The 24,089-nt window shown below is 55.4% G+C and carries 22 protein-coding genes and 1 riboswitch; of the genes, 20 read left to right on the plus strand and 2 right to left on the minus strand.

What is annotated here, in order from left to right:
* The first annotated feature begins 64 nt into the window (after positions 1–64).
* The 3 genes from G5B47_RS11740 to G5B47_RS11750 are packed head-to-tail and all read left to right on the plus strand — an operon-like array spanning position 65 to position 2,205.
* Positions 65–1,240 (plus strand): MFS transporter, encoded by a 1,176-nt coding sequence (locus G5B47_RS11740; protein ID WP_165098127.1) that lies wholly within the window; start codon positions 65–67, stop codon positions 1,238–1,240.
* 48 nt (positions 1,241–1,288) lie between these two features.
* A complete protein-coding gene (locus G5B47_RS11745; RefSeq protein ID WP_165098129.1) occupies positions 1,289–1,807 on the plus strand; it encodes an acyl-CoA thioesterase in 519 nt (172 codons plus the stop codon).
* Positions 1,804–2,205, plus strand: a complete 402-nt coding sequence (locus tag G5B47_RS11750) for an FxsA family protein (RefSeq protein WP_165098131.1) — start codon at positions 1,804–1,806, stop codon at positions 2,203–2,205. The genes G5B47_RS11745 and G5B47_RS11750 overlap by 4 nt, the downstream gene beginning before the upstream one ends.
* 79 nt (positions 2,206–2,284) lie before the next feature.
* Here the strand turns inward: G5B47_RS11750 and ytvI are convergent, their stop codons facing one another.
* Positions 2,285–3,400, minus strand: a complete 1,116-nt coding sequence (ytvI, locus tag G5B47_RS11755; protein WP_165098133.1) for a sporulation integral membrane protein YtvI — start codon at positions 3,398–3,400, stop codon at positions 2,285–2,287.
* Positions 3,401–3,828: 428 nt separating this feature from the next.
* Here ytvI and citZ point away from each other — a divergent pair, with 428 nt between their 5' ends.
* The 9 genes from citZ (at position 3,829) to thiH (ending at position 12,371) form a co-directional block, all read left to right on the plus strand.
* The gene (gene citZ, locus G5B47_RS11760) at positions 3,829–4,941 is read left to right on the plus strand and encodes a citrate synthase (protein ID WP_165098135.1); all 1,113 of its coding nucleotides are present in this window, start codon (positions 3,829–3,831) and stop codon (positions 4,939–4,941) included.
* Positions 4,942–5,098: 157 nt separating this feature from the next.
* On the plus strand, positions 5,099–6,394 hold the full coding sequence (icd, locus tag G5B47_RS11765; protein ID WP_165098137.1) for an NADP-dependent isocitrate dehydrogenase: 1,296 nt from the start codon (positions 5,099–5,101) through the stop codon (positions 6,392–6,394).
* A 197-nt stretch (positions 6,395–6,591) separates the two neighbouring features.
* Positions 6,592–7,020, plus strand: a complete 429-nt coding sequence (locus tag G5B47_RS11770; RefSeq protein WP_165098139.1) for a hypothetical protein — start codon at positions 6,592–6,594, stop codon at positions 7,018–7,020.
* A 262-nt stretch (positions 7,021–7,282) separates the two neighbouring features.
* Complete coding sequence (locus G5B47_RS11775; RefSeq protein WP_165098141.1) at positions 7,283–8,155, plus strand: SDR family oxidoreductase; 873 nt, start codon at positions 7,283–7,285, stop codon at positions 8,153–8,155.
* Between the two features lie 143 nt (positions 8,156–8,298).
* Positions 8,299–8,401: riboswitch (TPP riboswitch) on the plus strand.
* A gap of 104 nt (positions 8,402–8,505) precedes the next feature.
* Positions 8,506–9,189, plus strand: coding sequence for a thiamine phosphate synthase (locus tag G5B47_RS11780; protein ID WP_165098143.1), 684 nt, complete (start codon positions 8,506–8,508; stop codon positions 9,187–9,189).
* 5 nt (positions 9,190–9,194) lie between these two features.
* Complete coding sequence (gene thiS, locus G5B47_RS11785; RefSeq protein ID WP_025334204.1) at positions 9,195–9,398, plus strand: sulfur carrier protein ThiS; 204 nt, start codon at positions 9,195–9,197, stop codon at positions 9,396–9,398.
* Between the two features lie 7 nt (positions 9,399–9,405).
* Positions 9,406–10,434, plus strand: coding sequence for a ThiF family adenylyltransferase (locus G5B47_RS11790; RefSeq protein WP_328804515.1), 1,029 nt, complete (start codon positions 9,406–9,408; stop codon positions 10,432–10,434).
* A 36-nt stretch (positions 10,435–10,470) separates the two neighbouring features.
* On the plus strand, positions 10,471–11,241 hold the full coding sequence (locus G5B47_RS11795) for a thiazole synthase (protein ID WP_165098148.1): 771 nt from the start codon (positions 10,471–10,473) through the stop codon (positions 11,239–11,241).
* 14 nt (positions 11,242–11,255) lie between these two features.
* A complete protein-coding gene (gene thiH, locus G5B47_RS11800) occupies positions 11,256–12,371 on the plus strand; it encodes a 2-iminoacetate synthase ThiH (RefSeq protein WP_165098150.1) in 1,116 nt (371 codons plus the stop codon).
* A 174-nt stretch (positions 12,372–12,545) separates the two neighbouring features.
* On the opposite strand, the gene G5B47_RS11805 is transcribed toward thiH, so the two are convergent.
* Positions 12,546–13,535 carry a MerR family transcriptional regulator gene (locus G5B47_RS11805; protein WP_165098152.1) on the minus strand — a complete coding sequence of 330 codons (990 nt, stop codon included), beginning with the start codon at positions 13,533–13,535 and terminating at the stop codon, positions 12,546–12,548.
* 127 nt (positions 13,536–13,662) lie between these two features.
* Between G5B47_RS11805 and G5B47_RS11810 the strand changes: the two genes are divergently transcribed.
* The 8 genes from G5B47_RS11810 (at position 13,663) to phoU (ending at position 24,009) form a co-directional block, all read left to right on the plus strand.
* On the plus strand, positions 13,663–14,949 hold the full coding sequence (locus G5B47_RS11810; protein WP_235957147.1) for an amidohydrolase: 1,287 nt from the start codon (positions 13,663–13,665) through the stop codon (positions 14,947–14,949).
* A gap of 144 nt (positions 14,950–15,093) precedes the next feature.
* A complete protein-coding gene (locus G5B47_RS11815) occupies positions 15,094–16,440 on the plus strand; it encodes an RNA-guided endonuclease TnpB family protein (RefSeq protein WP_165098154.1) in 1,347 nt (448 codons plus the stop codon).
* A gap of 179 nt (positions 16,441–16,619) precedes the next feature.
* Positions 16,620–18,221, plus strand: coding sequence for a fumarate hydratase (locus tag G5B47_RS11820; RefSeq protein WP_165098156.1), 1,602 nt, complete (start codon positions 16,620–16,622; stop codon positions 18,219–18,221).
* A 191-nt stretch (positions 18,222–18,412) separates the two neighbouring features.
* On the plus strand, positions 18,413–20,209 hold the full coding sequence (gene pnpS / locus G5B47_RS11825; protein ID WP_165098158.1) for a two-component system histidine kinase PnpS: 1,797 nt from the start codon (positions 18,413–18,415) through the stop codon (positions 20,207–20,209).
* A gap of 78 nt (positions 20,210–20,287) precedes the next feature.
* Positions 20,288–21,016, plus strand: a complete 729-nt coding sequence (locus G5B47_RS11830) for a response regulator transcription factor (protein ID WP_165098160.1) — start codon at positions 20,288–20,290, stop codon at positions 21,014–21,016.
* A gap of 119 nt (positions 21,017–21,135) precedes the next feature.
* Entirely contained in the window at positions 21,136–22,416 is a 1,281-nt protein-coding gene (locus G5B47_RS26035; protein WP_165098162.1) for a methyl-accepting chemotaxis protein, read from the plus strand.
* Between the two features lie 77 nt (positions 22,417–22,493).
* On the plus strand, positions 22,494–23,273 hold the full coding sequence (gene pstB, locus G5B47_RS11840) for a phosphate ABC transporter ATP-binding protein PstB (RefSeq protein ID WP_165098164.1): 780 nt from the start codon (positions 22,494–22,496) through the stop codon (positions 23,271–23,273).
* A gap of 76 nt (positions 23,274–23,349) precedes the next feature.
* Positions 23,350–24,009 (plus strand): phosphate signaling complex protein PhoU, encoded by a 660-nt coding sequence (gene phoU / locus G5B47_RS11845; RefSeq protein ID WP_165098165.1) that lies wholly within the window; start codon positions 23,350–23,352, stop codon positions 24,007–24,009.
* Positions 24,010–24,089 lie beyond the last annotated feature (80 nt).

The following is a 24,089-nucleotide window of genomic DNA, read 5'->3' on the forward strand; positions in this document are numbered from 1 at the left end:
TGTGCAGCTTTAGGCGGCGAGGAACAGGCATTTAGTTAACGGACGGAGAGGACATAGGAACAACATGGAAAAATTGCTGAAGCTGCGCGTCTTTTATTTGTTTTTGGGTCTTGGCGGGGGCTTGTTTTCGCCCTTCCTGACTTCGCTGCTCGTCGACAACGGGTTGAACAGCGGGCAGGTGGGGATGCTGATGGCGACCGGGACACTGGTTGCGATCCTTTTTCAGCCGGTATGGGGCATGATTTCCGACCGGTATAACCAGGCCCGTCTGGTGCTCATTTTAAGCGTCGCCGTTCCGGCGGGGCTTGCCGTTTTTTACCGGTCCGAATACTTTATTGTCCTGTTTGCGGTCTATATGATATCCACTATTTTCTCCTCCACGCAGGCTCCGATTGCCGATTCCTACGCCATTGCCGCCGCGAGAAGAGCGGGCTCGACCTACGGCAGCATCCGGCTGATGCTAAGCTTCGGCGCGGCTACGGGAGGCTACCTCGGCGGTGTGTATGTGTCCGAATATTCCGTCTCGACCATTTGGATACCCTATCTGTTATTCAGCCTGATTACTGTACTTGTCGCGATTACGCTGCCGAAGGAAGCGGAAGGAAATTCGATCCTGACCCAATCCTTCGCCCAAGGGATCCGGCAGCTGCTGGGAAACAGGATTTTCCTCGCTTTTTTGGGAGGGAGCTTTCTCGTCAATCAGACGATGATGGCGTTTGGCTCGTATTTTGTGCTTGCTTTCGAGTCGGTGGGAGGCTCGGCGAAGTATGCCGGAATCGCGCTGATGCTTGCTTCCATCACCAATGTGCCCTCCATGCTGGTGGCGTCGCGCGTTATCGGCAAAATCGGGAGAGAGAGGATGCTGCTGCTCGCCGCCCTCGTCTATGTGCTGCGTTGGGCGATCCAGGTTATCTTCCCGTATCCTGCGGCCATGATAGGCGTTCAGGTGCTGCACGGCCTGTCCTTCGGCTTCTTTCTGGTCGCGGCGGTGGAATATGTATCCCGGACGACATCGGCGGATATGCAGGCCACCGGGCAAAGCGTGTTCAATATGGTGTTTTCCGGCCTTTCGGGCATTGTCGGAAATTTGCTAAACGGCGTGCTGCTGAGTCAGGGAGGCGTCCAGCTCATGAACATCTCGTGTATGCTGAGCTCTGCTGCCGGAGCCTCGCTGCTCCTCTATGTAGCCCGTAGCTCCCGCAGACAGCTGTCCTCGGCAACCGAAGGATTAAGTGCCTAAACGGAAGTATAGACTGCATAAGCCAGCTTTTTTAAGGGGGTAACACGCATGGAAACTCAAGATTTTCTGTCAGGCTGCTGGCATGCCGCATCGTTTCGGGTCCGTTATCAAGAGAGCGACCAGATGGGCGTGGTCTATCATTCGAATTACTTGAACTGGTTCGAAATCGGGCGGACCGAAATGCTGCGCGAACTCGGCTTTACCTATCTTGATCTGGAGAAAAAGGGGCTGCTGCTTCCCGTTCTCTCGGCGGAGCTGAAGTTCAAACGATCGGCGAAATACGACGATACCGTCACCGTCTATACGCGCATCACGTCATATACTCCGCTGCGCCTCGTTTTTGAGTATGAGGTTCGCCGTGCGGGGGCTTCGGGAAGCGGTTTGGACGGATCGGAATCCGTCCCTCAAGGCTTTAAATCTTCGGCGGACGGCGAATTGCTGGTATCCGGCTACACAGGCCATGCCTGGGTTAACCGGGAGTTTGCGCCCGTGCGGCTTGACAGGACGCTGCCCGAAATTTACGGCGGCATACGGAACGCGCTGAGGGAAGAAAGGGGGACGATATGATTATCAAAAGAAACGTGCTGTGGGCCGCGTTATTTTTTATACCTGCCGTAGAACTGTTCGGCTTTATTCTGGTGTCATCCTGGTTTGGCGTGTCCAAGACGCTGCTGCTGCTGATTTTGACTTCGCTGATCGGGCTGCTGATGATGAGATTCGAAGGCAGCAAGGTGCTTCAGGACAGCAGACAGCAGATGCAGGAAGGACGGATTCCCGGCCGGACAATGCTGGATGGGCTATGTATCTTTTTTGGCGGTCTGCTGCTGATTATTCCGGGCTTTATCACGGATATTATCGGTTTTACCCTTGTTTTTCCTTTGACCCGGCCGCTGTACCGGGGAGTCCTGCTGAAGTGGATCGAGAAAAAAATGAAAAACGGCACGTTTACCTACTACAAGAGGTAAGCGTCCCGCATGGCTGACAAAAGCGAAGGCTGCGTGATCATCATGCGGCCTTCGCTTTTTGGTTTGTCCCCGCTTACCCTTAACGCAGCCTGCCGCTGAGAATATAGGACTGCAGGCTGCGGAAGACCCCCGCCCTCCAAAAGGCGCCAAGCACCACAAGCGCGACCGGACCGAGAATGAGGCCGGCCGCGCCGAGCAGCTTCAGACCGGCGAACATGCCGATGAGCATGGCGAGAGGGTCCAGGCCGATGCTGCTGGCCAGCACTTTGGGCTCCAGCACCTGGCGGGTAATCAGAATGACCGCGTAGAGCACCGAAAGGCCGATGCCGAGCGCCATATCTCCAGTCATCCAGGAATAGAACGCCCAGGGAATAATCACAATGCCGACGCCAAGATAAGGCAGCAGATCGACAAGGCCGATCATCAGCCCGAGGACGAACGCCGATTTGACGCCCAGTATCAGCAGGCCGATAATGACCAGGGCTCCCGTAATCGAGATCAGGACGAGCTGCGCCAGCAGGTAACCGAAGAGGGCTCTCCGCAAATCGCACCAGATGTCCGCCGCGGCGCTGCGTAAACCCTCCGGCAGCCAATCCGACAGCATCCGCCCGCGCTTTTCCCAACCGGTCGCTAGAAAAAAAGCGGCAAGAATGACGACAATCAGAACCGTCCCGACTGAAGGAAGTGAAGCAATCAGCTTCAGAATCAGATTGAAGATGCCGGTGACCAGCTCGGTTGCGGCGCGCCCGATGGTTTCTGTCGTTTTGCTGAGATGGCTGTCTATTGTAGCGTGATAATCCGGGTTGCTGTTGTAAAACTGATTGATCTGGTTAATGATATATTGAAGTCTGTCATTGCGGCCCCAGGAGAGGAACAGTTCATGCCACTGCGCGGTGTGAAGGTTGAACGTTTGGGCAAGGATGGCCAGCTCTTTGACCAGTCGGGTTATGAGAGCGGTAAGCATAAGACCGGCGGAGCCGATATAAAGCGCCAGCGAGAGAATCACAGCCAGCCATGACGGCAGCCTAAACCCCTTCAGAAGCTCCACGACCGGACGTATGCTGTAGGCGAGCAGCCATGCGAGGCACAGCGGGTAAAGCAGCGGAACCAGTACATAAAGACAGAACACTACAAGAAAGATGGCGAATACGACCCACAGGCCCCGCAGCACTCGTTGTAACGTCAGCCGGTCCATCCTGATTCTCCTTTCGATCAAACTTCCAGCGGAACATAAACATGCTTTTAATTTGGGTATTATGCAAATGCCCGGTTCGGCGAATAGCTCGTCTGATGCTCGCACTAATGTATATTCCCCTAACAGAGAAAACATCCCATTTCCGGCCCTCTAAACGGAAAATACAAAGATGAAACGCCCGGTACTGAAGTATTTTTCTATATCTCCGATAAAATCATTTGATGCGCTGAAAAGCTTCCACTTAGTTCACGTAACCGACAATTTCCGGTATGATAAATAGAGGACTCTGCTCTGCATTCCTGAAATTATTACCGCTGACTGAAAGCGGTGGAATGCATAATTATTCATTCTTTAGAATATTTCAAATTGTAAATGTTTTCACGGAAAACCCGCTTTTTAAATATCCAGTGGCAAAGGAGAGATTATATATGACAGTTATCAAAGGACTGGAAGGCATCGTTGCGACTACTTCCTCGATCAGCTCGATTGTGGACGGCGTGCTCACCTATCGCGGCTATGATATCGACGATCTTGCTGAACATGCCAGCTTCGAAGAGACTGCCTTTTTGCTCTGGTTCGGCAGTCTGCCGACCACGGCGGAGCTGGAGAAGCTCAAGCGGGATCTGAGCGATTTCGCCGCCATTCCGGAGCCGCTGATTGAGCAGATGAAGCTGTATCCGAAGGATGCCAACACGATGGCTGCCCTGAGATCCGCCGTATCGAGCCTGGCGCTGTTCGACGAGGAAGCCGACGATATGAGCCGCAGCGCGAACGAGATCAAAGCGGTGAAGCTGCAGGCGAAGATTCCGACGATTGTGGCGGCTCTGGCACGTATCCGCAAAGGGCTTGAGCCCATTGCTCCGAAGCCGGGCTTCTCCATCGCCGAGAACTTTTTATACATGCTCCGGGGCGAGCAGCCCGATATGGTGTCGGTCAAGGCGCTTGATACGGGGCTCGTGCTTCACGCCGACCATGAGCTGAACGCTTCAACCTTTGCCGGAAGGGTAACGGTTGCCACCCTGTCGGACATCTACTCCGGCGTCACCTCGGCGATCGGCGCCCTCAAAGGGCCGCTGCATGGCGGAGCGAATGAAGCCGTGATGAGAATGCTGGAGGAAATCGCCAGCTTCGAGAATGTGGAGCCTTATATCCGCGGCAAGCTGGCGCGCCGGGAGAAGGTTATGGGCTTCGGTCACCGCGTGTACAAGAACGGCGATCCGCGCGCGAAGCATCTGATGAAGATGTCGCGGGAGCTGGGTGCAATGAAGGGCGATACGCGGCTGTACGACATGTCCGTGAAGATCGAGGAGCTGATCACCGGAATTAAAGGTCTCAAGCCGAATGTCGATTTTTACTCCGCCTCCGTGTATACTCAATTAGGCATAGACCGCGAGCTGTTTACGCCGCTCTTCGCCATCAGCCGGGTATCCGGATGGACCGCTCATATTCTGGAGCAGTATGAAGACAACCGCATTATCCGTCCGCGCGCGGAATACACGGGTCAAGTGGAGCAAAAATACGTTCCGGTCACTGAAAGATAAGCCGTCTCTTTGACGCGCCTACCTCTTGCAGGAAAGGTGCCGTCTTCAGATGACGGGTCACTTAAGGGGTGTACGCTTTTTACTGCCGGTTTTTCGGCGGAAGTCAAGGCGGGGAGCGTATGCCCCACATTAACTTTTAAGGAGGAATTACACACCAATGCTGAAACTCGAAAAGTATGCTCTGCCGACAGAAGGCGAACAAATTACCATTGACAACGGAAAGCTGCAAGTCCCGAATCATCCGATTATCCCTTTTATCGAGGGAGACGGAACGGGACGCGACATCTGGAAAGCCTCCAAAAGAGTGCTGGACGCGGCGGTCGACAAGGCTTACGGAGGTACCAAGAGCATTGCCTGGTACGAGGTTTTTGCCGGAGAGAAAGCATTCAATACATATGGGGAGTGGCTTCCGAACGATACGCTTGAAGCGATCCGCGAATATATCGTGGCGATCAAAGGGCCGCTTACGACCCCGATTGGCGGAGGCATCCGTTCGCTGAACGTGGCGCTGCGCCAGGAGCTGGATTTATACGTTTGCCTGCGCCCGGTGCGGTATTTTGACGGCGTACCGTCCCCGGTGAAGCGTCCGGAGCTGGTCGATATGGTCATTTTCCGGGAGAACACCGAAGATATTTACGCCGGCATCGAGTACAAGGAAGGCTCGGAAGAGGTCAAGAAAGTGATCGAATTCCTGCAGCAAGAGATGGGCGTTAACAAAATCCGTTTCCCGGAAACGTCGGGCATCGGCATCAAGCCGGTATCCTCCGAAGGCTCGAAGCGTCTCGTTCGCGCCGCTGTGGAATACGCGATCAAGCATGGCCGTAAGAGCGTCACGCTTGTGCATAAAGGCAACATCATGAAATTCACTGAGGGCGCGTTCAAGAACTGGGGATACGAAGTGGCCGAGCAGGAATTCGGCGACAAGGTGTTCACCTGGAGCCAGTACGACGCCATCAAGGAGGCCGAAGGCGCCGATGCGGCAAACGCGGCCCAGAAGAAGGCTGAGCAGGAAGGCAAGATCATTGTCAAGGACGCCATTGCCGACATCGCGCTGCAGCAGGTGCTGACGCGTCCGACGGATTTTGACGTTATTGCCACGCTGAACCTTAACGGCGACTATCTGTCCGACGCCCTGGCTGCGCAAATCGGCGGCATCGGCATTGCTCCGGGAGCGAACATCAACTACGTGACCGGACATGCCATTTTTGAAGCGACGCATGGTACGGCGCCGAAATACGCGGATAAGGATGTCGTGAATCCGGGTTCCGTCGTTCTGTCCGGGGTAATGATGCTTGAGCATTTGGGCTGGCAGGAAGCCGCCGATCTGATCTACAAAGGTATGAGTACCGCAATCAACAACAAAACCGTTACTTACGATTTCGCTCGTCTGATGGAAGGAGCAACCGAACTTAAGTGTTCTGAGTTCGCTGATGAAGTAATCAAACACATGTAGTGAGGACGATCACATTGGCCATCAAACGTGTAAAAAATGTAGCGCCTGTAGTCAATGTGTGACGAATTGACAAAAATATGAACGGCATCCCCATTTTATTTCGATAAAATGGGGATTTTCTTTTGAGAAGCGGTGGCAATTGGTTATAATATTTACGAATGTAACTTATATCATAGACTTATCGGGAGGGATCTGATATGGATTGGGATGTTTTAATGTTCTTACATATGATCGGCATGCTGGCGTTGGGATTCTACCTGGTGCTGCCTTTCATCCTAGGCCGGCTGGAGAAGCTTTCTCCCGCGGCCAAAGAGGGGGCGCTTAGCGCCATTACCGGATTTAACCGTTTCGCCCAATACGGCCTTGTTGTCCAACTGCTAACAGGAGGCTATCTGATGACCAAAGCAGATGTTTCGGTTCCGTGGATGATTATCGTAACGCTGCTGCTGCTCGCGATGTTCGCCCTGGGCGGCATTATGAGCAAACCGCTTCGGTTGGCCGCCTCAGGCATGAAGCAGGGCCGAAATGTATCCATCGAAACCGGCAAAATCCGCACGTTGAGCGCACTGCTGGCGGTATGCTTGCTGGTTATACTGTTCTTTATGGCTTTTGACGAGATTATTTAAGCCGCGCGTACAGCCGTAACGTATTGCCGCTTCCTTACGGGGCGGTTTTTTTGCGCTTTGGGGGACGGCGCTCTTAGGTTCCTGTCTAGCGTAATGGACAAGCTTCCAAATGAGCTGGTCTTCGGCTGGGCTGGGGCAGGCCTGTTTGAGCCTCCGGCAAATGGTTAATTTAAATATCGTAAAGGGAACGCATAATTGCACATCCCAAAGACATCCTAAGGAAAGTCTGAGCTTTTGCAAACTTTCGAAAGGAGAATGAAAGATGTCCAATAGCAGTCAGCAAACCCAGAAGACGCTGCCACCGCAGCATCAGGACCGTCAACCCGGCCTGGAATCGGAAATGACGCCGCGGCCTAAATATGAGCCGGCGGCATATAAAGCGGCCGGCAAGCTGCTTGGCAAAGCGGCGCTCATTACAGGCGGTGACAGCGGGATCGGCCGCGCGGTTGCCGTGGCTTTTGCCAAGGAGGGGGCCGATGTGGTCATTTCCTATCTGAATGAGCACACTGATGCCGAGGAGACGAAGCGGCAAGTCGAGCAGGAAGGGCGCAAATGCATTCTCATATCCGGCGATATTGGCGTTGAAGCCTTCTGCCAGGATCTCATGAACAAATCGGTGGAGGGTCTTGGCAAGCTGGACATCCTCATCAACAATGCCGCGGAGCAGCATCCGCAGGAAAAGATCGAGGATATTACTTCCGAGCAGTTGGAGCGGACGTTCCGCACGAATATTTTCTCGATGTTCTATTTGACGAAAGCGGCGATGCCTCATTTGAAAGAAGGCTCCACCATAGTCAATACGACATCGATTACGGCATACAGAGGAAACCCTCAACTGCTGGACTATTCGTCAACTAAAGGCGCCATCCTTGCCTTCACTCGCTCGCTTGCCATGAATCTGGCCGACAAAGGCATTCGCGTCAATGCCGTCGCGCCGGGTCCGATCTGGACACCGCTCATTCCGTCCACCTTTGACGAGAAAAAGGTCAGCGAGTTCGGCTCCACCCAGCCGATGAAGCGTCCGGGACAGCCGGAAGAGCTGGCGCCGGCCTATGTCTATCTGGCCTCCGATGATTCGACGTATGTGACCGGCCAGGTTATGCACGTCAATGGCGGCGAAATCGTGAACGGCTAACCGTTCACGCCGTGAAATCAACCGCGTCGGCGGTAGGGTACAAAGCCTCCGGTTCGCTAGTGCGGCCGGGGGTTTTTTTCACGGAAGGGGTATGATGAGAAGGAAGAATATGCTATGCTGTAGAAGATTCATAACCGTATAGCGATTGACACTAGGGGTGCCGCATGGCTGAGACGAACGTGATTGTTCGGACCCTTTGAACCTGATCTGGATTGTACCAGCGTAGGGAAGTGGAGAGTGAATAGCTGCATCCGGGCCTCATCTGAGGTTCGAACCAATCCGCAGTTTTCGGCCGCCTTCCTTCGGAGGGCGGCTTTTTTGGCGCGATTAATGAAATTTGGAAGGAGAGGATGGCTGTGCATGCGGCACTAGATCCCCTTAACCGGCGTTCCACGGCTGCGGGCATTAAAGACAGTGATCCCGAGATTCATCTTATTTCCGGCGGCGGGACGCGGCTGGACAAGTTTCTGCTGATTGCGGAAACGGTCCATTCATGGGTCGATTACATCCATTTGCGAGAGAAAGCATGTACAGCGAATGAGCTGTACCAAGCTGTGAAGGAGATGACACGGCGCGGAGTGCCGCTTGCCAAAATCGTCGTGAACGACCGGCTGGATGTCGCGCTGGCTGCGGGAGCCGGCGGCGTCCAGCTTGCGGGGCACAGCCTTCCTCCTGCAGCCGCCCGTCCGCATGCCCCGGGGCTGCGCATCGGCCGCTCCGTCCATTCTCCAGCAGAGGCGGCTGCCTCCGCGGGCGAAGGGGCGGACTACTGCCTCTACGGGCATGTGTACGCCTCGGCCAGCAAGCCGGGCTTACCCGGCCGGGGCCTGGACCGACTCGCGGAAACCGTCCGGGCCTGCCCGGTTCCGGTCATCGCGATCGGCGGCATTGAGCCGGGAAATGCAGGGCAAGTTCTCTCAACCGGCGCGGCGGGCATTGCCGTGCTCTCGGGCATCTGCGGCGCCGCCGATCCGGCCGCGGCGGCAATGGCTTACCGCGCCGCGGTCCAGGCGGCCCGGCTTGAAAGGAGGTGAAGGCCATGATGCTGTATATCAACGGCAGTGAGACCAGGCTTGACGAAGCATGCGGGACGCTTGCGGATTTGCTGAGCCGTCCCGAATGGAAGGAACGACGGATGATCGTGGAACTGAATGGGATCATCGTGGGCAAGGACGATTACGGGCAGGTCACGCTGGCCGACGGGGACCGTGTCGAGCTGGTGCATTTTGTGGGAGGAGGCTGAGGATGAGGTGATTTCCGCCGGAGAGGACAGATACAGCAGGCAGGAACGCTTTTATGGAATCGGAATCGAGGGCCAGCGAAAGCTTGCCCGGGCGAAGGTGCTCATCATTGGCGCCGGGGCGCTTGGCTCTGCATGCGCGGAGACGATGGTGCGCTCGGGCGTCGGTAAGGTGACGCTTGTGGACCGGGATTATGTGGAGTGGAGCAACCTGCAGCGGCAAAATCTGTACAGCGAGCAGGATGCGGCGGAGCGGATGCCCAAAGCGGTGGCGGCGGCACGCAGGCTGCGCAGCGTCAACTCCTCCGTAAAGGTCGAAGGAATAGTAGCGGATATTACAGCGGAGGAGATCGGCCTCTACACGGGGGATGTAGACCTTATACTCGATGCGGCGGACAATTTCGAGGTGAGGATGATTGTCAATGATATTGCCGCAAGGGACGGCATTCCCTGGATCTACGGCGCCTGCACCGGCAGCTACGGGATTTCCATGACCATTGTCCCCGGGCAGAGCGCCTGCCTGCACTGTCTGCTGGACGGGCTTCCGGCCGGAGGGGATACCTGCGACACGGCGGGTATTATCGGTCCTGCCGTACAGATGACCGCCGCCTATCAGACGGCCGAGGCGCTGAAATGGCTGTCGGGGAACAGCGGTGCACTCCGCGGAACGCTGGTCTCCTTCGACCTCTGGGCGAACCGCCACTCGTCTGTGGATACGGCAAGGCTGAAGCGGGCCGATTGTCCGTCCTGCGGCGACAAGCGGACGTATCCGTATTTGTCGCCGGGCAGCCATTCCAGAACGACCGTGCTCTGCGGGCGGGATACGGTGCAGATTCGCCCGCCAAGTCCGGCGAGACTGGATTTGGAGGAGTGGGAGCGGCGGCTTTCCGCTTACGGCCGGGCCGAGCGCAATCCGTATATGCTTTCACTGACGCTGGAGAAGCACCGTCTGGCGGTCTTTCCCGACGGAAGGGTGCTTGTTCACGGAACGGGAGATCCCGCCGAAGCCCGTTCGCTTTATCACCGCTATTTTGGCTGACCGCTCTATTATCAGGAATGGGAGGATGAAATAATTATGCAGGATGCTTTACATATCGGGGGCAAGGCCCTTTCCAGCCGTTTGTTCATCGGAACCGGCAAATACAACCGTAATACGCTTATACCGGAAGTAATCGCGCGTTCAGGCTCCGAAGTGATTACGGTCGCTCTGCGAAGAGTCGATCCGTCGTCGAACGAGGAGAATATTCTGAGCCATATTCCGCCGCACATGACCCTGCTGCCGAATACTTCCGGCGCGCGTACCGCGGAAGAAGCCGTGCGCATTGCCCGGCTGGCCAGGGCGGCAGGAATGGGGAACTGGGTCAAGATTGAAGTCATCAACGATCAGCGGTACTTGCTGCCCGATAACCTGGAGACAATCCGGGCTACGGAGATTCTGGCCGCCGAAGGCTTTGTCGTTCTTCCTTACATGAGCCCGGACCTTTCCGCGGCGCTGCGGCTGAGAGACGCTGGCGCGGCTGCGGTGATGCCGCTGGGAGCGCCCATCGGAAGCAACCGGGGCCTGCGGACGAAAGAATTGATCGGCATCCTGATCGAAGAGACCGGCCTGCCGATTATTGTGGATGCCGGAATCGGACGGCCGTCGGAAGCGGCGGAAGCGATGGAGATGGGAGCGGCGGCCGTGCTGCTGAATACGGCGATAGCCACCGCCCGCGATCCGCTGGTCATGGCGGAAGCCTTCCGGGGAGCGGTTGTCGCCGGACGGCAGGCGTATCTGGCCGGGCTGGGAGCGGTCCAGCAGGAGGCGGAAGCTTCTTCGCCTTTGACCGGATTCCTGAACGTATAGAAGGGGGAAGGGAAATGAGCTTCTATGAATCGCTGATGGCGCTGGAGCAGCTGCCTTTCACGGAGCTGTGGAAGGAGTGCGGTCCGGAGGATGTGAAACGGGCGCTTGCCAAGGATAAGCTGGATGAAGAGGATCTGCTTGCCCTGCTGTCGCCGGCCGCGGGACAGCATTTGGAAGAGATGGCTCAGAAGGCGCAGCGTCTCACCCGTACTCATTTCGGCCATGTCATGCAGCTGTTTACACCGATGTATGTCGCCGACTTTTGCGTCAACCACTGTACGTACTGCAGCTTCAGCTCCATTTATGATTTTCCGCGCAAAAAGCTGACGCTTGAAGAAGTGGAAAAGGAAGCGGCGGCGATCGCCTCCACGGGACTTCGCCATATCCTGCTGCTGACGGGGGAATCGCGCCGGGACTCGCCGGTAAGCTACGTTAAAGATTGCGTCACCGTGCTCCGCAAGTATTTCTCCTCCATCGGCATCGAGGTCAATCCGCTGTCCCAGGAGGAATACAAAGAATTGGCTCATGCGGGAGTGGACGGATTGACCATCTACCAGGAGGTATACCACCGAGAGACCTACGAGAGGCTTCATGTCAAAGGACCGAAGCGGAACTTCCGCGCCCGCCTTGACGCCCCGGAGCGCGGCTGTCAGGCAGGCTTCCGTTCCGTCAACATCGGCGCGCTGCTCGGCCTGTATGACTGGCGGCAGGAAGCTTTCATGGCCGCGATGCATGCGCGCTATCTTCAAGACCGTTATCCCGGCTGTGAAATCGGCCTGTCTCCTCCGCGGTTCCGCCCTTATCTGGGCAGCTTCAACCCGGAATCGGACGTGACCGACCGGGCGCTGGTGCAGATCATTCTGGCGTATCGGCTGTTCCTGCCCCGTTCCGGTATTACCTTGTCCACCAGAGAACCCGCCAGGCTCCGCGACCGCCTAGTCCACCTGGGGGTCACCAAAATGTCGGCTGGCGTCTCTACCGAGGTTGGCGGGCATACGGGAGAAGGCGGAACGCCGCAGTTTGAAATTTCGGACAGCCGGAGTGTGCCGGAAATTCGGGAGATGCTGTACCGAAGCGGGCTGCAGCCGGTGTTCAAAGACTGGGATATCCTTGCCGAAAGCACCGTTTGATCAACGGGTGCAAGCCGGTCCATTTCAAGCCAACCTTCTCCTTAGGGCAGGGTTGGCTTGCTGCTTTTATCCCGGTTCCCAGTAATTTATCTCGTTTCCCAGTAAGGAACCGCAGGCCACGCGCGAGCCTTCGGACAGCGTGGACAGAGCCGCAGTCTGCTGTCCTGAAGTGCTTCAGCGGATCGGAACCGCAAATACAACATGCAGCCGACCTTGGATGCGCCGGTGTTTCGTAATATAGCCATTGCCATCGAACCAGGCCAGCAGGCCGGAGAGCGAGGGATAGCCGTCTTCTTCCGGCAGCGGCGGAGGGTCCCCTTCCGCGAGCATCAGGTCGGCAATGCAAATGCGGCCGTGGGGCTTCAGCACCCGGCGCATTTCCTTGGCGGCCAGCGTCTGCTGCTCCCCGGCAAGATGATGAAAGGCGAAGCTGGACACGGCAAAGTCGAATCTCTCGTCAATGAACGGCAGCGCAAGAAAATTGCCCAGCTTCGTCTTAAGCTTCGGATATTTCCGGCCGCATTGCTTCAGCATTTCCTTCGACTGGTCGACTCCCGTCATGTTCGCGCCTTGCTCCATCAATTTTCCCGCCAGATTGCCGGTTCCCGTGCCGATGTCGAGCCCTTTTTCCCCCGGAGCCGGCGCCAGCCACTCCACAGCCAGTTCCAGCGCTTCTTCATAGCCTGCATACTCGGCGGCGCTGCGGACATTCCGGTCATGCAGGACGGCCCGGCTGTCATAGTTCCATTTATCTTCCCAATTGCGGCTCCCCCGCAGCTTGCGCGAAGCTTCGGCCAGTGCGTACAGATTGTCCAGCTTCAGCGCGCCTTCTTTTTTAACCATTTCAATCATCGAATCGGCAGTCTCGATCATGCTCTTGATTTCCAGCCATTTGGCGAACAGCGCGGACCTTTGCAGCTCAAGATAATACTGGAGCCGCTCGTGATCCCGTCCCTCCCACTCCTGCAGCGCCCTGCGGATATCTTCGACACTCATGCCCGCCTCCCGCAGTGCGATCACCGTCTGAAGCCGCCACACTTCCTGCTCGCTGAACTCGCGGTACTGATTGTCTCCTTTCGAGGGGGCGATCAGTCCCTTTTCTTCGTAAAACCGGATGGCCCTGGCCGACAGGCCCAGCTTCTCCGCGACTTCTTTGATTTTCATAGGTTATCCTTTCGTCAACTGAGCTTTCTCTATCATATCAAAAAATGGATACCCCCTTGACCTTCTCCTTGCGGAAAGGTTTATCCTGCGATCATGAATCATTCAACCGAAGAGGGAGGCGGAGGAATTGAGTATTTTGATCAAAAATGTATGGATTATGGATTTGGTTCAGGAACAGCCGGTCAAAGGCGATATCTTGATCGAAGGCGAGAAAATCGCCGCAATCGGAGTGAATCTGGATGCAGAGCACGCGGATACAATCGAGGGGGGCGGCATGCTGGCGATGCCCGGGCTCATCAATGCGCATCAGCATACGCCGATGAGTCTGCTTAGGGGCTTCTCGGACGATTTGAAGCTGATGGACTGGCTGGAGCGAAAAATGCTGCCCGCCGAGGCGCGGATGACGCCGGACGATATCTACTGGGGCGCGCTGCTGTCCATGGCCGAGATGATCCGCTCGGGGACGACGGCTTTTGCCGATATGTACATCCATATGGACGAGATTGCGCGGGCGGTGCAGGAGACGGGGATGCGGGCCGCATTGACCCGGGGGCTTGTGTTTCACGAAGACGACGGGGGAAAAAGAATGACCGAAGCGCTGGATTTGATCCGGCGCTGGGACGGCGCGGCCGAAGGCCGGATTACGGCCATGCTCGGCCCGCATTCGCCGTATCTGTGCCCGCCGGAGCCGCTGAGGGAAGTGATATCCCTGGCGGAAGCGGAGGATATTCCGGTGCATATCCACCTGGCCGAAACGAAGGAAGAAGTAGCGATTATCCGTCAGAAATACGGGATGACTCCCACGCAGTACCTTTATCATTATGGGCTGTTTGAAAAATGCCATGTGCTGCTGGCGCACGCTGTTCATCTGAACCGCAGGGACATGGGGCTTCTGAGGGGCATGCGAGGCGGCGTCTCTCACAACCCGGTTAGCAATCTAAAGCTCGGCTGCGGCATTGCGCCAGTAACGGAGATGAGGAAAGCGGGCATCACGGTCGGACTTGGCACGGACGGAGCAGGCAGCGCAACGACACTCGATATGTTTCAGGAAATCCGGGCGGCGGCCTGGCTGCAAAAAGCGGATTATGGCGATCCGGCTCTTCTTCCAGCTGTGGAAGCGCTGCGGATGGCAACGGAAGGAAGCGCCAAGCTGCTGAACCTTGAAGGGAAGACGGGAACGCTGAAAGTTGGGGCCAAAGCCGATCTCATTCTCATTGATCTGGGCAAACCGCATCTGCAGCCCGTCCATCATGCGGTTTCACTGCTTGCATACAGCGCTGTGGGCGCCGATGTGGATACGACCATTGTAAACGGCCGCATTTTGATGCGGAATCGCCGCCTGCTTACGATTGACGAGGAACGGCTAATTCATGAAGCGGCCGGGCGCGCCAAGCGGATTGTGGAGGGAATCTGACGGAATAAAGCTTTGAATAGATTTAGTGTCGTAGTCCCCCACCTCTAATCCAACAGTGAAGGTGGGGGTTGACACGTTGGCTTTACCAAACATATGTTCTTGTGTTATGCTGGATCCATCAAACATGCGATGGAGGCGTATCTCATGAAGGTGGTTAAAACACTTAAACATCCGATTACGTCTCACCACCGCATGCTAGATGCGACTCTCCATGTGTACCAAGAGGCGCTGTCGTTTTTGATTACGGTTATTCAAGAGCAGTTTATGGCCTTGGGATCGTTATCCACCCAATCGGTGGTGACGGCGGTAGAACGGTTGACTCATCGTACCCGGCACAATCCGAATCCGCTCTACGCCGAATTCGATCAACGCTTTTATAAGTTTCCTTCATACTTCCGCAGAAGTGCCATCGCGGAAGCATTTGGCATTGTGAAAAGTCATCATTCCCGTTTTCAGCTTTGGCAAGCCGAGCAACAACATGCCCAGCAAGAAGGGAAACGCTTTTCGAAGAAACCGCCGACACTCCAAGCTCAGCATCAGGCGTTCCCTTGCTTGTACAAAGGCAATATGTTCATTCGAACCTCTGATACGACAGCCAACATCAAGATATTTCATCAAGGTGATTGGGTATGGCTCGCCATTACCTTTAAGGGGCAAGACCTATTTAAACGTAACGTGTGGAGCATGAAAGAATGCAGCCCCACATTGGTTCGAAAAGGAAAGCGCTATGCCCTTCATATCGCCTATGAAGGGGATGTGAAGCTGACTCAGGCGGAGCTTTCCAAGCAGCGGGTGTGCGCCGTTGATTTGGGGTTAACGAATTCCGCAGTCTGTTCCGTGATGGACGCAAGTGGCACTGTCTTGGCGAGGACCTTTATTAACCAAGCCAAAGAAAAAGACCGGATGCGGCAAATCACAGGCAAATTAAAACAGGCCCATCGTCAATCCGGTCTAGGCCCAAAACCGAATTTCTGGCGGCGGATGAACGGGTTACAGACGCATATCATCCACGATACCGCGCATCAAATCCTCGCCTTTGCCCAAAAGTACCACGCTGATATCATTGTCATGGAGTATTTAGGCAAGATGCGTCTGCCTAAAGGAACGTGGGGAGCCAAGCGGCTTCGTGCCAAACTCCAGTTTTGGGCCAAACGGCGCATCCAAACGAAAGTGACCGAAATGGCGCATTTTCTAGGGATGCGGGTTTCTATGGTCAACCCTGCGAATACAAGTGCGCTTGCTTTTGACGGAAGTGGATTTGTAAAACGAAACACGAAGCGGGATGTTGCTGTATTCGCAACAGGCAAAACGTATCACGCGGACCTTAATGCCTCGTATAACATCGGTGCACGATACGTGCTGCGCAGTATACAAAAATCCACATCTGAAAAGACGTGGTTGTCCTTGGAGGCAAAAGACCCTTCATTGGCAAAACGAACGTATTGGACGTTGGCTTCCCTCATTCGGGTGCAACAGGCACTGAGTCTTTAGATCATGAAGCTCGCAGCGTGTGCAACCCTGTATCGATGCCAACAGAAGCCCCCACTTCAAGCGTAAGCTAAGTAGGGGAGAGTTCAAGTAAACCCTTTCGGGTATCCGCCGATATGATATGATAGGTAACGAATAAAAGTAACCAGAAGATCATCGGAACGGAAAGGGGCTTAATAACGATGCAGCGCTTTGAGGACAGTATCTATGATCTGATCGTGGAAACCTCCACCAATTTGCCGGGCGACGTCCGGCGGGCGGTCGCCGCGGGACGGAGCCTTGAAGACAAGGCCACCCGTTCGGGGCTTGCGCTGACGACGATTGCGCACAATATCGGCATGGCCGAGCGGCAGATTTCACCTATTTGCCAGGATACGGGCATGCCGACGTTCTTCATACATACGCCGGTAGGCGTAAGCCAGCTTGAAATTAAGCGTGACATTCACAGTGCCATCGCAAGGGCGACCCGGGATGGCAAGCTGCGGCCGAACTCCGTCGATTCGCTGACCGGACGGAACAGCGGCGACAATCTCGGCGAAGGCACGCCGGTGATTCATTTCGAGCAGTGGGAAGAGGAACAAGTTGAGGTGCGGCTTATTCTTAAAGGAGGCGGGTGCGAGAACAAGAACATCCAGTACAGTCTTCCTGCCGAGCTTGAAGGGCTTGGGAAAGCGGGACGCGACCTGGACGGCATCCGCAAATGCGTCCTTCATGCCGTCTATCAAGCCCAGGGGCAGGGCTGCAGCGCAGGCTTCATCGGGGTAGGGATCGGCGGCGACCGGACATCCGGCTATGAGCTTGCGAAGAAGCAGCTTTTCCGCAAGGTGGACGATATCAACCCGGTCCAAGAGCTGCGCGAATTGGAAGACTATATTATGGAGACCGCCAACAAGCTCGGGATCGGCACGATGGGCTTCGGTGGGGAGGTAACGCTTCTCGGCTGCAAGGCCGGAGTGATGAATCGGCTTCCGGCAAGCTTCTTCGTTTCCGTGGCCTATAACTGCTGGGCGTTCCGCCGCCAGGGCGTGCTGATCGACGCTGGCAGCGGAGAGATCCGGGAGTGGCTGTACGAGCGGGGCACCGGCATTTCGGTAGATGAGGACGAAGCGGCTGTATCCGCGGCAGCGGATGAAGCCCTGACCGGCGGCGCCGCTTGGGCGGACGGAGCCGTGCCCGCCGAAGAAGCGGCCCACGGCAGCAGTCCTCGCGAGATCCGGCTGACCACGCCGATCAGTGAGGAGGATATCCGGGCCCTGCGCGTGGGCGATGTGGTGATCTTGTCCGGCGAGCTTCACACCGGGCGCGACGCGCTGCATAAGTATCTGATCGATCATGACTCTCCGGTCGATCTGAACGGGGCGGTCATTTACCACTGCGGTCCCGTTATGCTTAAAGACGAGGAAGGCTGGCATGTGAAGGCTGCCGGCCCGACAACGAGCATTCGCGAAGAGCCGTATCAGGGCGATATCATCAAGAAATTCGGCATCCGTGCGGTTATCGGCAAGGGGGGCATGGGGGCGAAGACCCTTCAGGCGCTCCGCGAGCATGGCGGCGTTTATTTGAATGCAATCGGAGGAGCGGCCCAATATTATGCCGAATGCATCAAGAAGGTGGATGGCGTCGATTTTATGGAATTCGGCATCCCCGAAGCTATGTGGCATCTGACAGTGGACGGCTTTGCGGCGATTGTGACGATGGACGCCCACGGAAACAGCCTGCATGCCGATGTGGAGAAGGACTCCGCAGAGAAGCTGGCGCAGTTCCGCGAGGCGGTATTCAAGTAGCATTGTCAACGATTGGCCCCTCCTAATATGGGCCTTTACGGAATCATACGACCAATGGAGTGCAGACGTTGAACGTTTTGCGCTCCGTTTTTTTAACACTCCCTTTACAATCATGTGCTGGTATTTTTGATAGAATCGGGCTACGATAAAAAGATATCAGTTCATTTCAATAAGAAAGAGGCAAATGCAGCATGAGACCGTTTCGAGTCCGTCTAACGTTTATACTTATGATTTTAATTGGCATTTCCATGATCGGGACGGGCTTTACGATGGCTCATCTGTTCAAGAAATCCCATATTAGCGCACTTGAGGATAACATGTCCCGGGAAATAAATCTGCTGACGGGCACGATGGAATTCCGCGATATGAACGGCAGCGACGCCTACAATTACTACACCGGGCAGGCTCACAGCATCTCCAAGCTGACGAATTCCCGAATCACCTTTATTGCAAAAGACGGCAAAGTTCTCGGCGATTCCGAGAAAAATCCGCAGCTGATGGACAATCATCTGGGCCGCGAGGAAGAAATAATGGCCGCCAAGAACGGTATCGGGCGGGCGATCCGTTACAGTGATACGCTGGATCGGAATATGCTGTATGTGGCCAAAAAGGTATTATCCTCGAATGGCCGTTTCGACGGATATATCCGTCTGTCCATGGGCCTAGATGCGGTTGAAGAGGGATTAAACAGAGCCTGGATCATCATGGCTGGCGGACTTGTTCTGCTGTTTATTGCGGCCGCTTTGGTCAGCTATAGAGTTGCATTCAGTCTTACCTCCCCGCTGGAACAGATTACCCGGGTCGCCCGGCGGATTACCGATCTCGATTACGACGCCCGGGTTCCCTTCAAGAGAAAGGATGAAATCGGCCAGTTGGCGAGTGCGATCAATGTAATGGCTGACAGCCTGCAGACCCAGCTCCGTACGATTCGCGATAATGAGAATCTGCTGCAGAGCGTGCTGGACAACATCACCGGCGGTATTTTGCTGGTGGATGCGGAAGGGAAGATCGCGCTGCTCAACAAGGCGGCGGAGAAGATGCTGGATGTAAGGGCGGACGATATGGTCGGCCGTTCCTTCCGGGAGCTGAAGCGCCACTATGAGCTGACCCGCATTCTGGAGGAGGGGCTGTCCCGCAGGGAGCCGATTCACGAGGAGAGGAACTTCTATAACTCCGGCGAGCGCATTGTGCGCCTGGACGGCGTGCCGATGACGCAGGACGGAACCTATCAGGGAATGCTCTTCCTGCTTCAGGAAGTGACGGAAATCCGAAGGCTGGAACGGATGCGCAGCGAATTCGTCGCCAATGTCTCGCATGAGCTCAAGACGCCTGTCGCGGCGGTCAAGGGGTTCGCGGAAACTCTGCTCAGTGGTGGAGTAAAGGACGAGAAGACGGCGAACTCTTTTTTACAGATTATTTATGACGAGAATGAGCGGCTCAACCGCCTGATCGGGGATATTCTGGAGCTGTCCAAGATTGAGTCCAAGCGGGTTCAGCTCGAATGCTCTCCGGTTCATTTGTCATCCTTCTTCGATTCGCTGTTGGAGACGATGAGCAAGGTGGCCGAGAAAAAAAGCATCACTCTGAGCGCGGAAGTGCCGGAGGAGCTGTTCATGGAAGGAGACGAGGACAAGCTCCGGCAAATTTTTCTCAATCTGCTCTCCAATGCAATTAACTATACCCATGAAGGCGGCAATGTAAAAGTGAGAGCGGTCAACCGGCAGAACAAGGACGGCGAGGAAACGGTCGTATTTACAGTCGTCGATACCGGCATGGGCATTCCGCGCAAGGATTTGCCGCGCATATTCGAACGGTTTTACCGGGTGGACAAAGCGAGATCGCGAAGTTCGGGGGGGACCGGTCTCGGGCTGTCGATCGTCAAGCATCTGGTCGAGCTGCACCGGGGAGCGATTTCCGTAGAAAGCGACCTTGGCATCGGAACGACGTTTATTCTGGAGCTGCCGCTTTTGCAGGACAATGCCATTTAAATTAAAATGAGTTTTACACCAGGTTAACATTCCGATGATATGATAGGCTTGTCACAAATTTGGAGGACGGGGGAACCTATGGCACAACGATTACTAGTCATCGAAGACGAACCTACACTGGCCCGGCTGCTGTCGTATAATTTGGTGCAGGAAGGCTACGAGGTCGCGCATGAGGATCATGGAACAACGGGGTATGACCGTGCGGTCAAGGAGCATTTTGATCTGATTGTGCTGGATCTCATGCTGCCGGGGATGAACGGAATTGACATTTTGGACAAACTGCGCGGCCAGGGGATCCGGACGCCCATCATCGTCCTTACGGCCAAGAATACCGAAGATGATGTGGTCCGGGGGCTGAAATCGGGAGCCGATGATTACATGACGAAGCCTTTCGGCGTATCCGAACTGCTCGCCCGGGTCAGCGCCGTGCTTCGGCGCGTATCCGGCGTTACCGAAGAAGCTCCGGTTACCACGGGAACAACAGGTTCCACCATTATTTTGGGACAGCTGGAAATTTACCCTGAGCGGTATGAGGTTACCTTGGGCGGCCAGAGCATCAACCTTCGCCCCAAAGAATTCGAAGTCCTGCTGTATCTGGCCCGGAAGCCGGGCGTCGTGTTGACTAGGGACGATTTGATGAACGCCGTGTGGGGATTCGATTACATCGGCGGCCAGCGTACGGTGGATGTGCATGTCAGTTCGCTGCGCAAGAAGCTGGAGCTGGACCCCGAATCGGTCCATATCGACTCCATCCGCGGTGTCGGCTACAAGCTGGTTGTCAACAAGCAGAGAACTCCGGTCATTTAACTAGGCCCGGGGTTCTTTTTTTCTAGGACTTCCTTCACATTTCCTTAACGGAAAGTAAATATTGCCATGACAATCGGCTGATACGCTATGAGCATTAAGGTCATGCGGGAGGAATATGCGTGCAGTTACTCATATCGGTTGAGGAGAACGAGAATAGACTGGGTGGAACGAAGGGGAACGGAGCAGCGGGTCGAACGGGTACAGACAAGCCTGTGCTAACACAGCAGGAAATGGAACCAAATGATCAGGTATCCCGGCATAACAGCGAAGCCGGGCAGACGGAAGCTGTGTCATCCCTTGAAGAGGACCATCCGTCAGGCCGCTCCTTAAATATATCGCTCATGGACTACTGTCTCTCCGTTCCGGAAATCGATCAAGAGCTCGGCTGCTTTGAGGCGCTTGCGGTATTTCGCGACTATCCGAATACTCCGTGCATTGTCGTAACGGATGGGGAGGGGCGCCCTGTCGGTTTGGTGATGCGAGACGCTTTTCATCGCCATCTGTCGGGAAGGTTCTCCGCGGAATTATTCTATGCTCATCCGGCGTCCCGTTTTGCGGATAAGGAAGCTCTTATGGTTGACAGCAAAGTATCGCCTTCCGAGCTGATCGGCCGGGCTTTACGGCGAACGGAAGAGCGGTTTTACGACTGTGTCCTGGTAACGGAGGAAGGAAGACTTAAAGGCGCTCTGACCGTAAGGGATTTAATGGTACTCTCCGGCCGGCTGCAGGATCGGGCGGAGCAGGAGCGCCGCCTGGCCGTGGAAGGCAGCAGTGTTCATGTCGGCGAAATGGAGTCGGCCCTGAAATTAGCGGCATCCGCTGCAGAGGCGGCCCGGGCAGAATGCAGCCGGATGGAGCACTGGATCACGGCCGGCTCCGGGAAGCTGGACCTTGTACATAACTCGTATCTGCGTGTCGAGGATCGAATGAATGAACAGCGAAGCCAGGTACAGGAGCTGCTGCACAATGTGTCAGGGATCGCTTCTCTGACGGCAGAGATCGGCGGGATTGCGGAGACCAGCGAGCTGCTTGCGCTGAACGCCTCCATTGAGGCGGCTCATGCCGGGGCGCATGGGCGGGGATTTCAGGTCGTGGCGGGAGAAGTACGCTCGCTCGCCCATCATACCCGCAGTTTGACGGCCAGCATTTCTTCGCTGCTTGGAAAGATTGGCGAGCTGGCTGCCCACACGGCAGAGCTCACCGGAGCCGCAGCGGGCGATATCGGCGGCAGCGCGGAGGAAGTGACGGCCGCGAAGGAACTCTTCTCAAACTTGAAATCCGCGGTTTCCACCGTGGAGCAAGCAGATGAGACGGCGTGCCGGTTGGCACGGGAGAGTGCGGACCGGGCTTTGGAGGTCAAAGGGAGATTGCTTGCGATGAGTGATTTTACAGAGCGTTAACAATTCTCTGGACTGGCATTTACAAACAGAGCATATAATAGCTCCGAAGAGTGATGAGAAGGAGACAGACACCTATAATGAAGTCCACAGTTGACATAGAAAAGCAAACCATCATTGATATAGAAAAGCTGGATCTCTACTACGAATCCTTTCATGCGCTCAAGGGCATGGATTTGCAGGTACCGGAGAAGGCCGTTACCGCGTTCATCGGGCCGTCCGGCTGCGGGAAATCAACGCTGTTGCGTACTTTGAACCGGATGAACGACATGATTCCGGGAACCCGGATTGAAGGCAAGGTCCTGATCGGGGGCACGGACATTTACGGAGGCGGCATCGAGGTGGAAACCCTGCGCAAGCGGGTAGGCATGGTTTTTCAGCAGCCGAATCCATTTCCGAAATCGATTTACGATAATGTTGCTTACGGCCCCCGTCTGCACGGCAGCCCTCCAAAGGCTCAGCTTGACGAACTGGTGGAGCAAAGTCTCCGGCAGGCGGCCTTGTGGGACGAAGTCAAGGACTTTTTGAAGAAATCCGCACTGAGTCTGTCCGGCGGACAGCAGCAGCGGTTATGTATTGCCAGAGCGCTTGCCGTACAGCCTGACATCCTGCTGATGGATGAAGCGACCTCGGCGCTTGACCCCGTTTCGACGCAGAAGATCGAAGAGCTGGTTCAGGAGCTGCGGGACCGGTATACGATCGTCATGGTCACGCATAATATGCATCAGGCGGCGAGAGTATCGAACCAGACCGTATTCTTCCTGAACGGCGTGATTGTCGAAGCGGCTGACACGGAACAGTTATTCTCGAATCCGAAAGATTCGCGCACCGAAGATTATATTTCCGGCAGATTCGGCTAATTGCGGCTTCCCGTAAGGGGAATGCGGTTCTTAGTCTGACGGAAGACCTATAGATTCGAGGAGGAGCCATTACTTTATGATCCGAAGATTGGAATTTGATAAAAACCTTGAGGAACTCCGGAGCCTTTTGCGTGAAATGGGCGAGCATGTTATCGACGCGCTGGAAGGCGCCGTGCTTTCTCTTCAGCATCAGGATACGACCCGGGCGCAGGAAATCGTTGCGGCTGACATCCGCCTCAATGCGATGGAAGAGAAGATTATGGATATCGGTTCGCGTCTTATCATTACGCAGCAGCCGGTAGCCAAGGATTTGCGAAGAATTATCGTAGCCTTCAAAATATCGAGCGATCTCGAGCGGATGGGAGATCTTGCGCTGGACGTAGCGAAGGTAACCCTGCGTATTCAGGGCCAGGAGCTGATCAAGCCGCTGGTGGATATTCCTCGGATGGCGGAAATCGTTAAGCTCATGACGAAGGAAGCGATTACAGCATATCTGGACGAGAATACCGATCTGGCACATAAAATGGCGCTGGATGACGATCAGGTCGATCATCTGTACAGCGCTATGATCAACGAGCTGTACTCTTACATGATCAAGAAGCCTGATGCCGTATCACAGGCGATGCTGTTGACACTGGTCGGAAGGTACATCGAGCGTATCGCTGATCATGCGACCAATATCGGTGAAAGCGTCGTTTATCTGGTAACGGGCAAGCGTCCGGATTTGAACCGGTAGAATCAGCCCGCAGGCGGACCGGAAACACGGAACCTATATGAATGCAAGAAAGCGCACCGCTGCCGTCAGGCGGCCGGGCG

The sequence above is a fragment of the Paenibacillus apii genome, from assembly GCF_011043685.1.
In the GTDB taxonomy this organism is placed as follows: Bacteria; Bacillota; Bacilli; order Paenibacillales; family Paenibacillaceae; genus Paenibacillus_AQ; species Paenibacillus_AQ sabinae.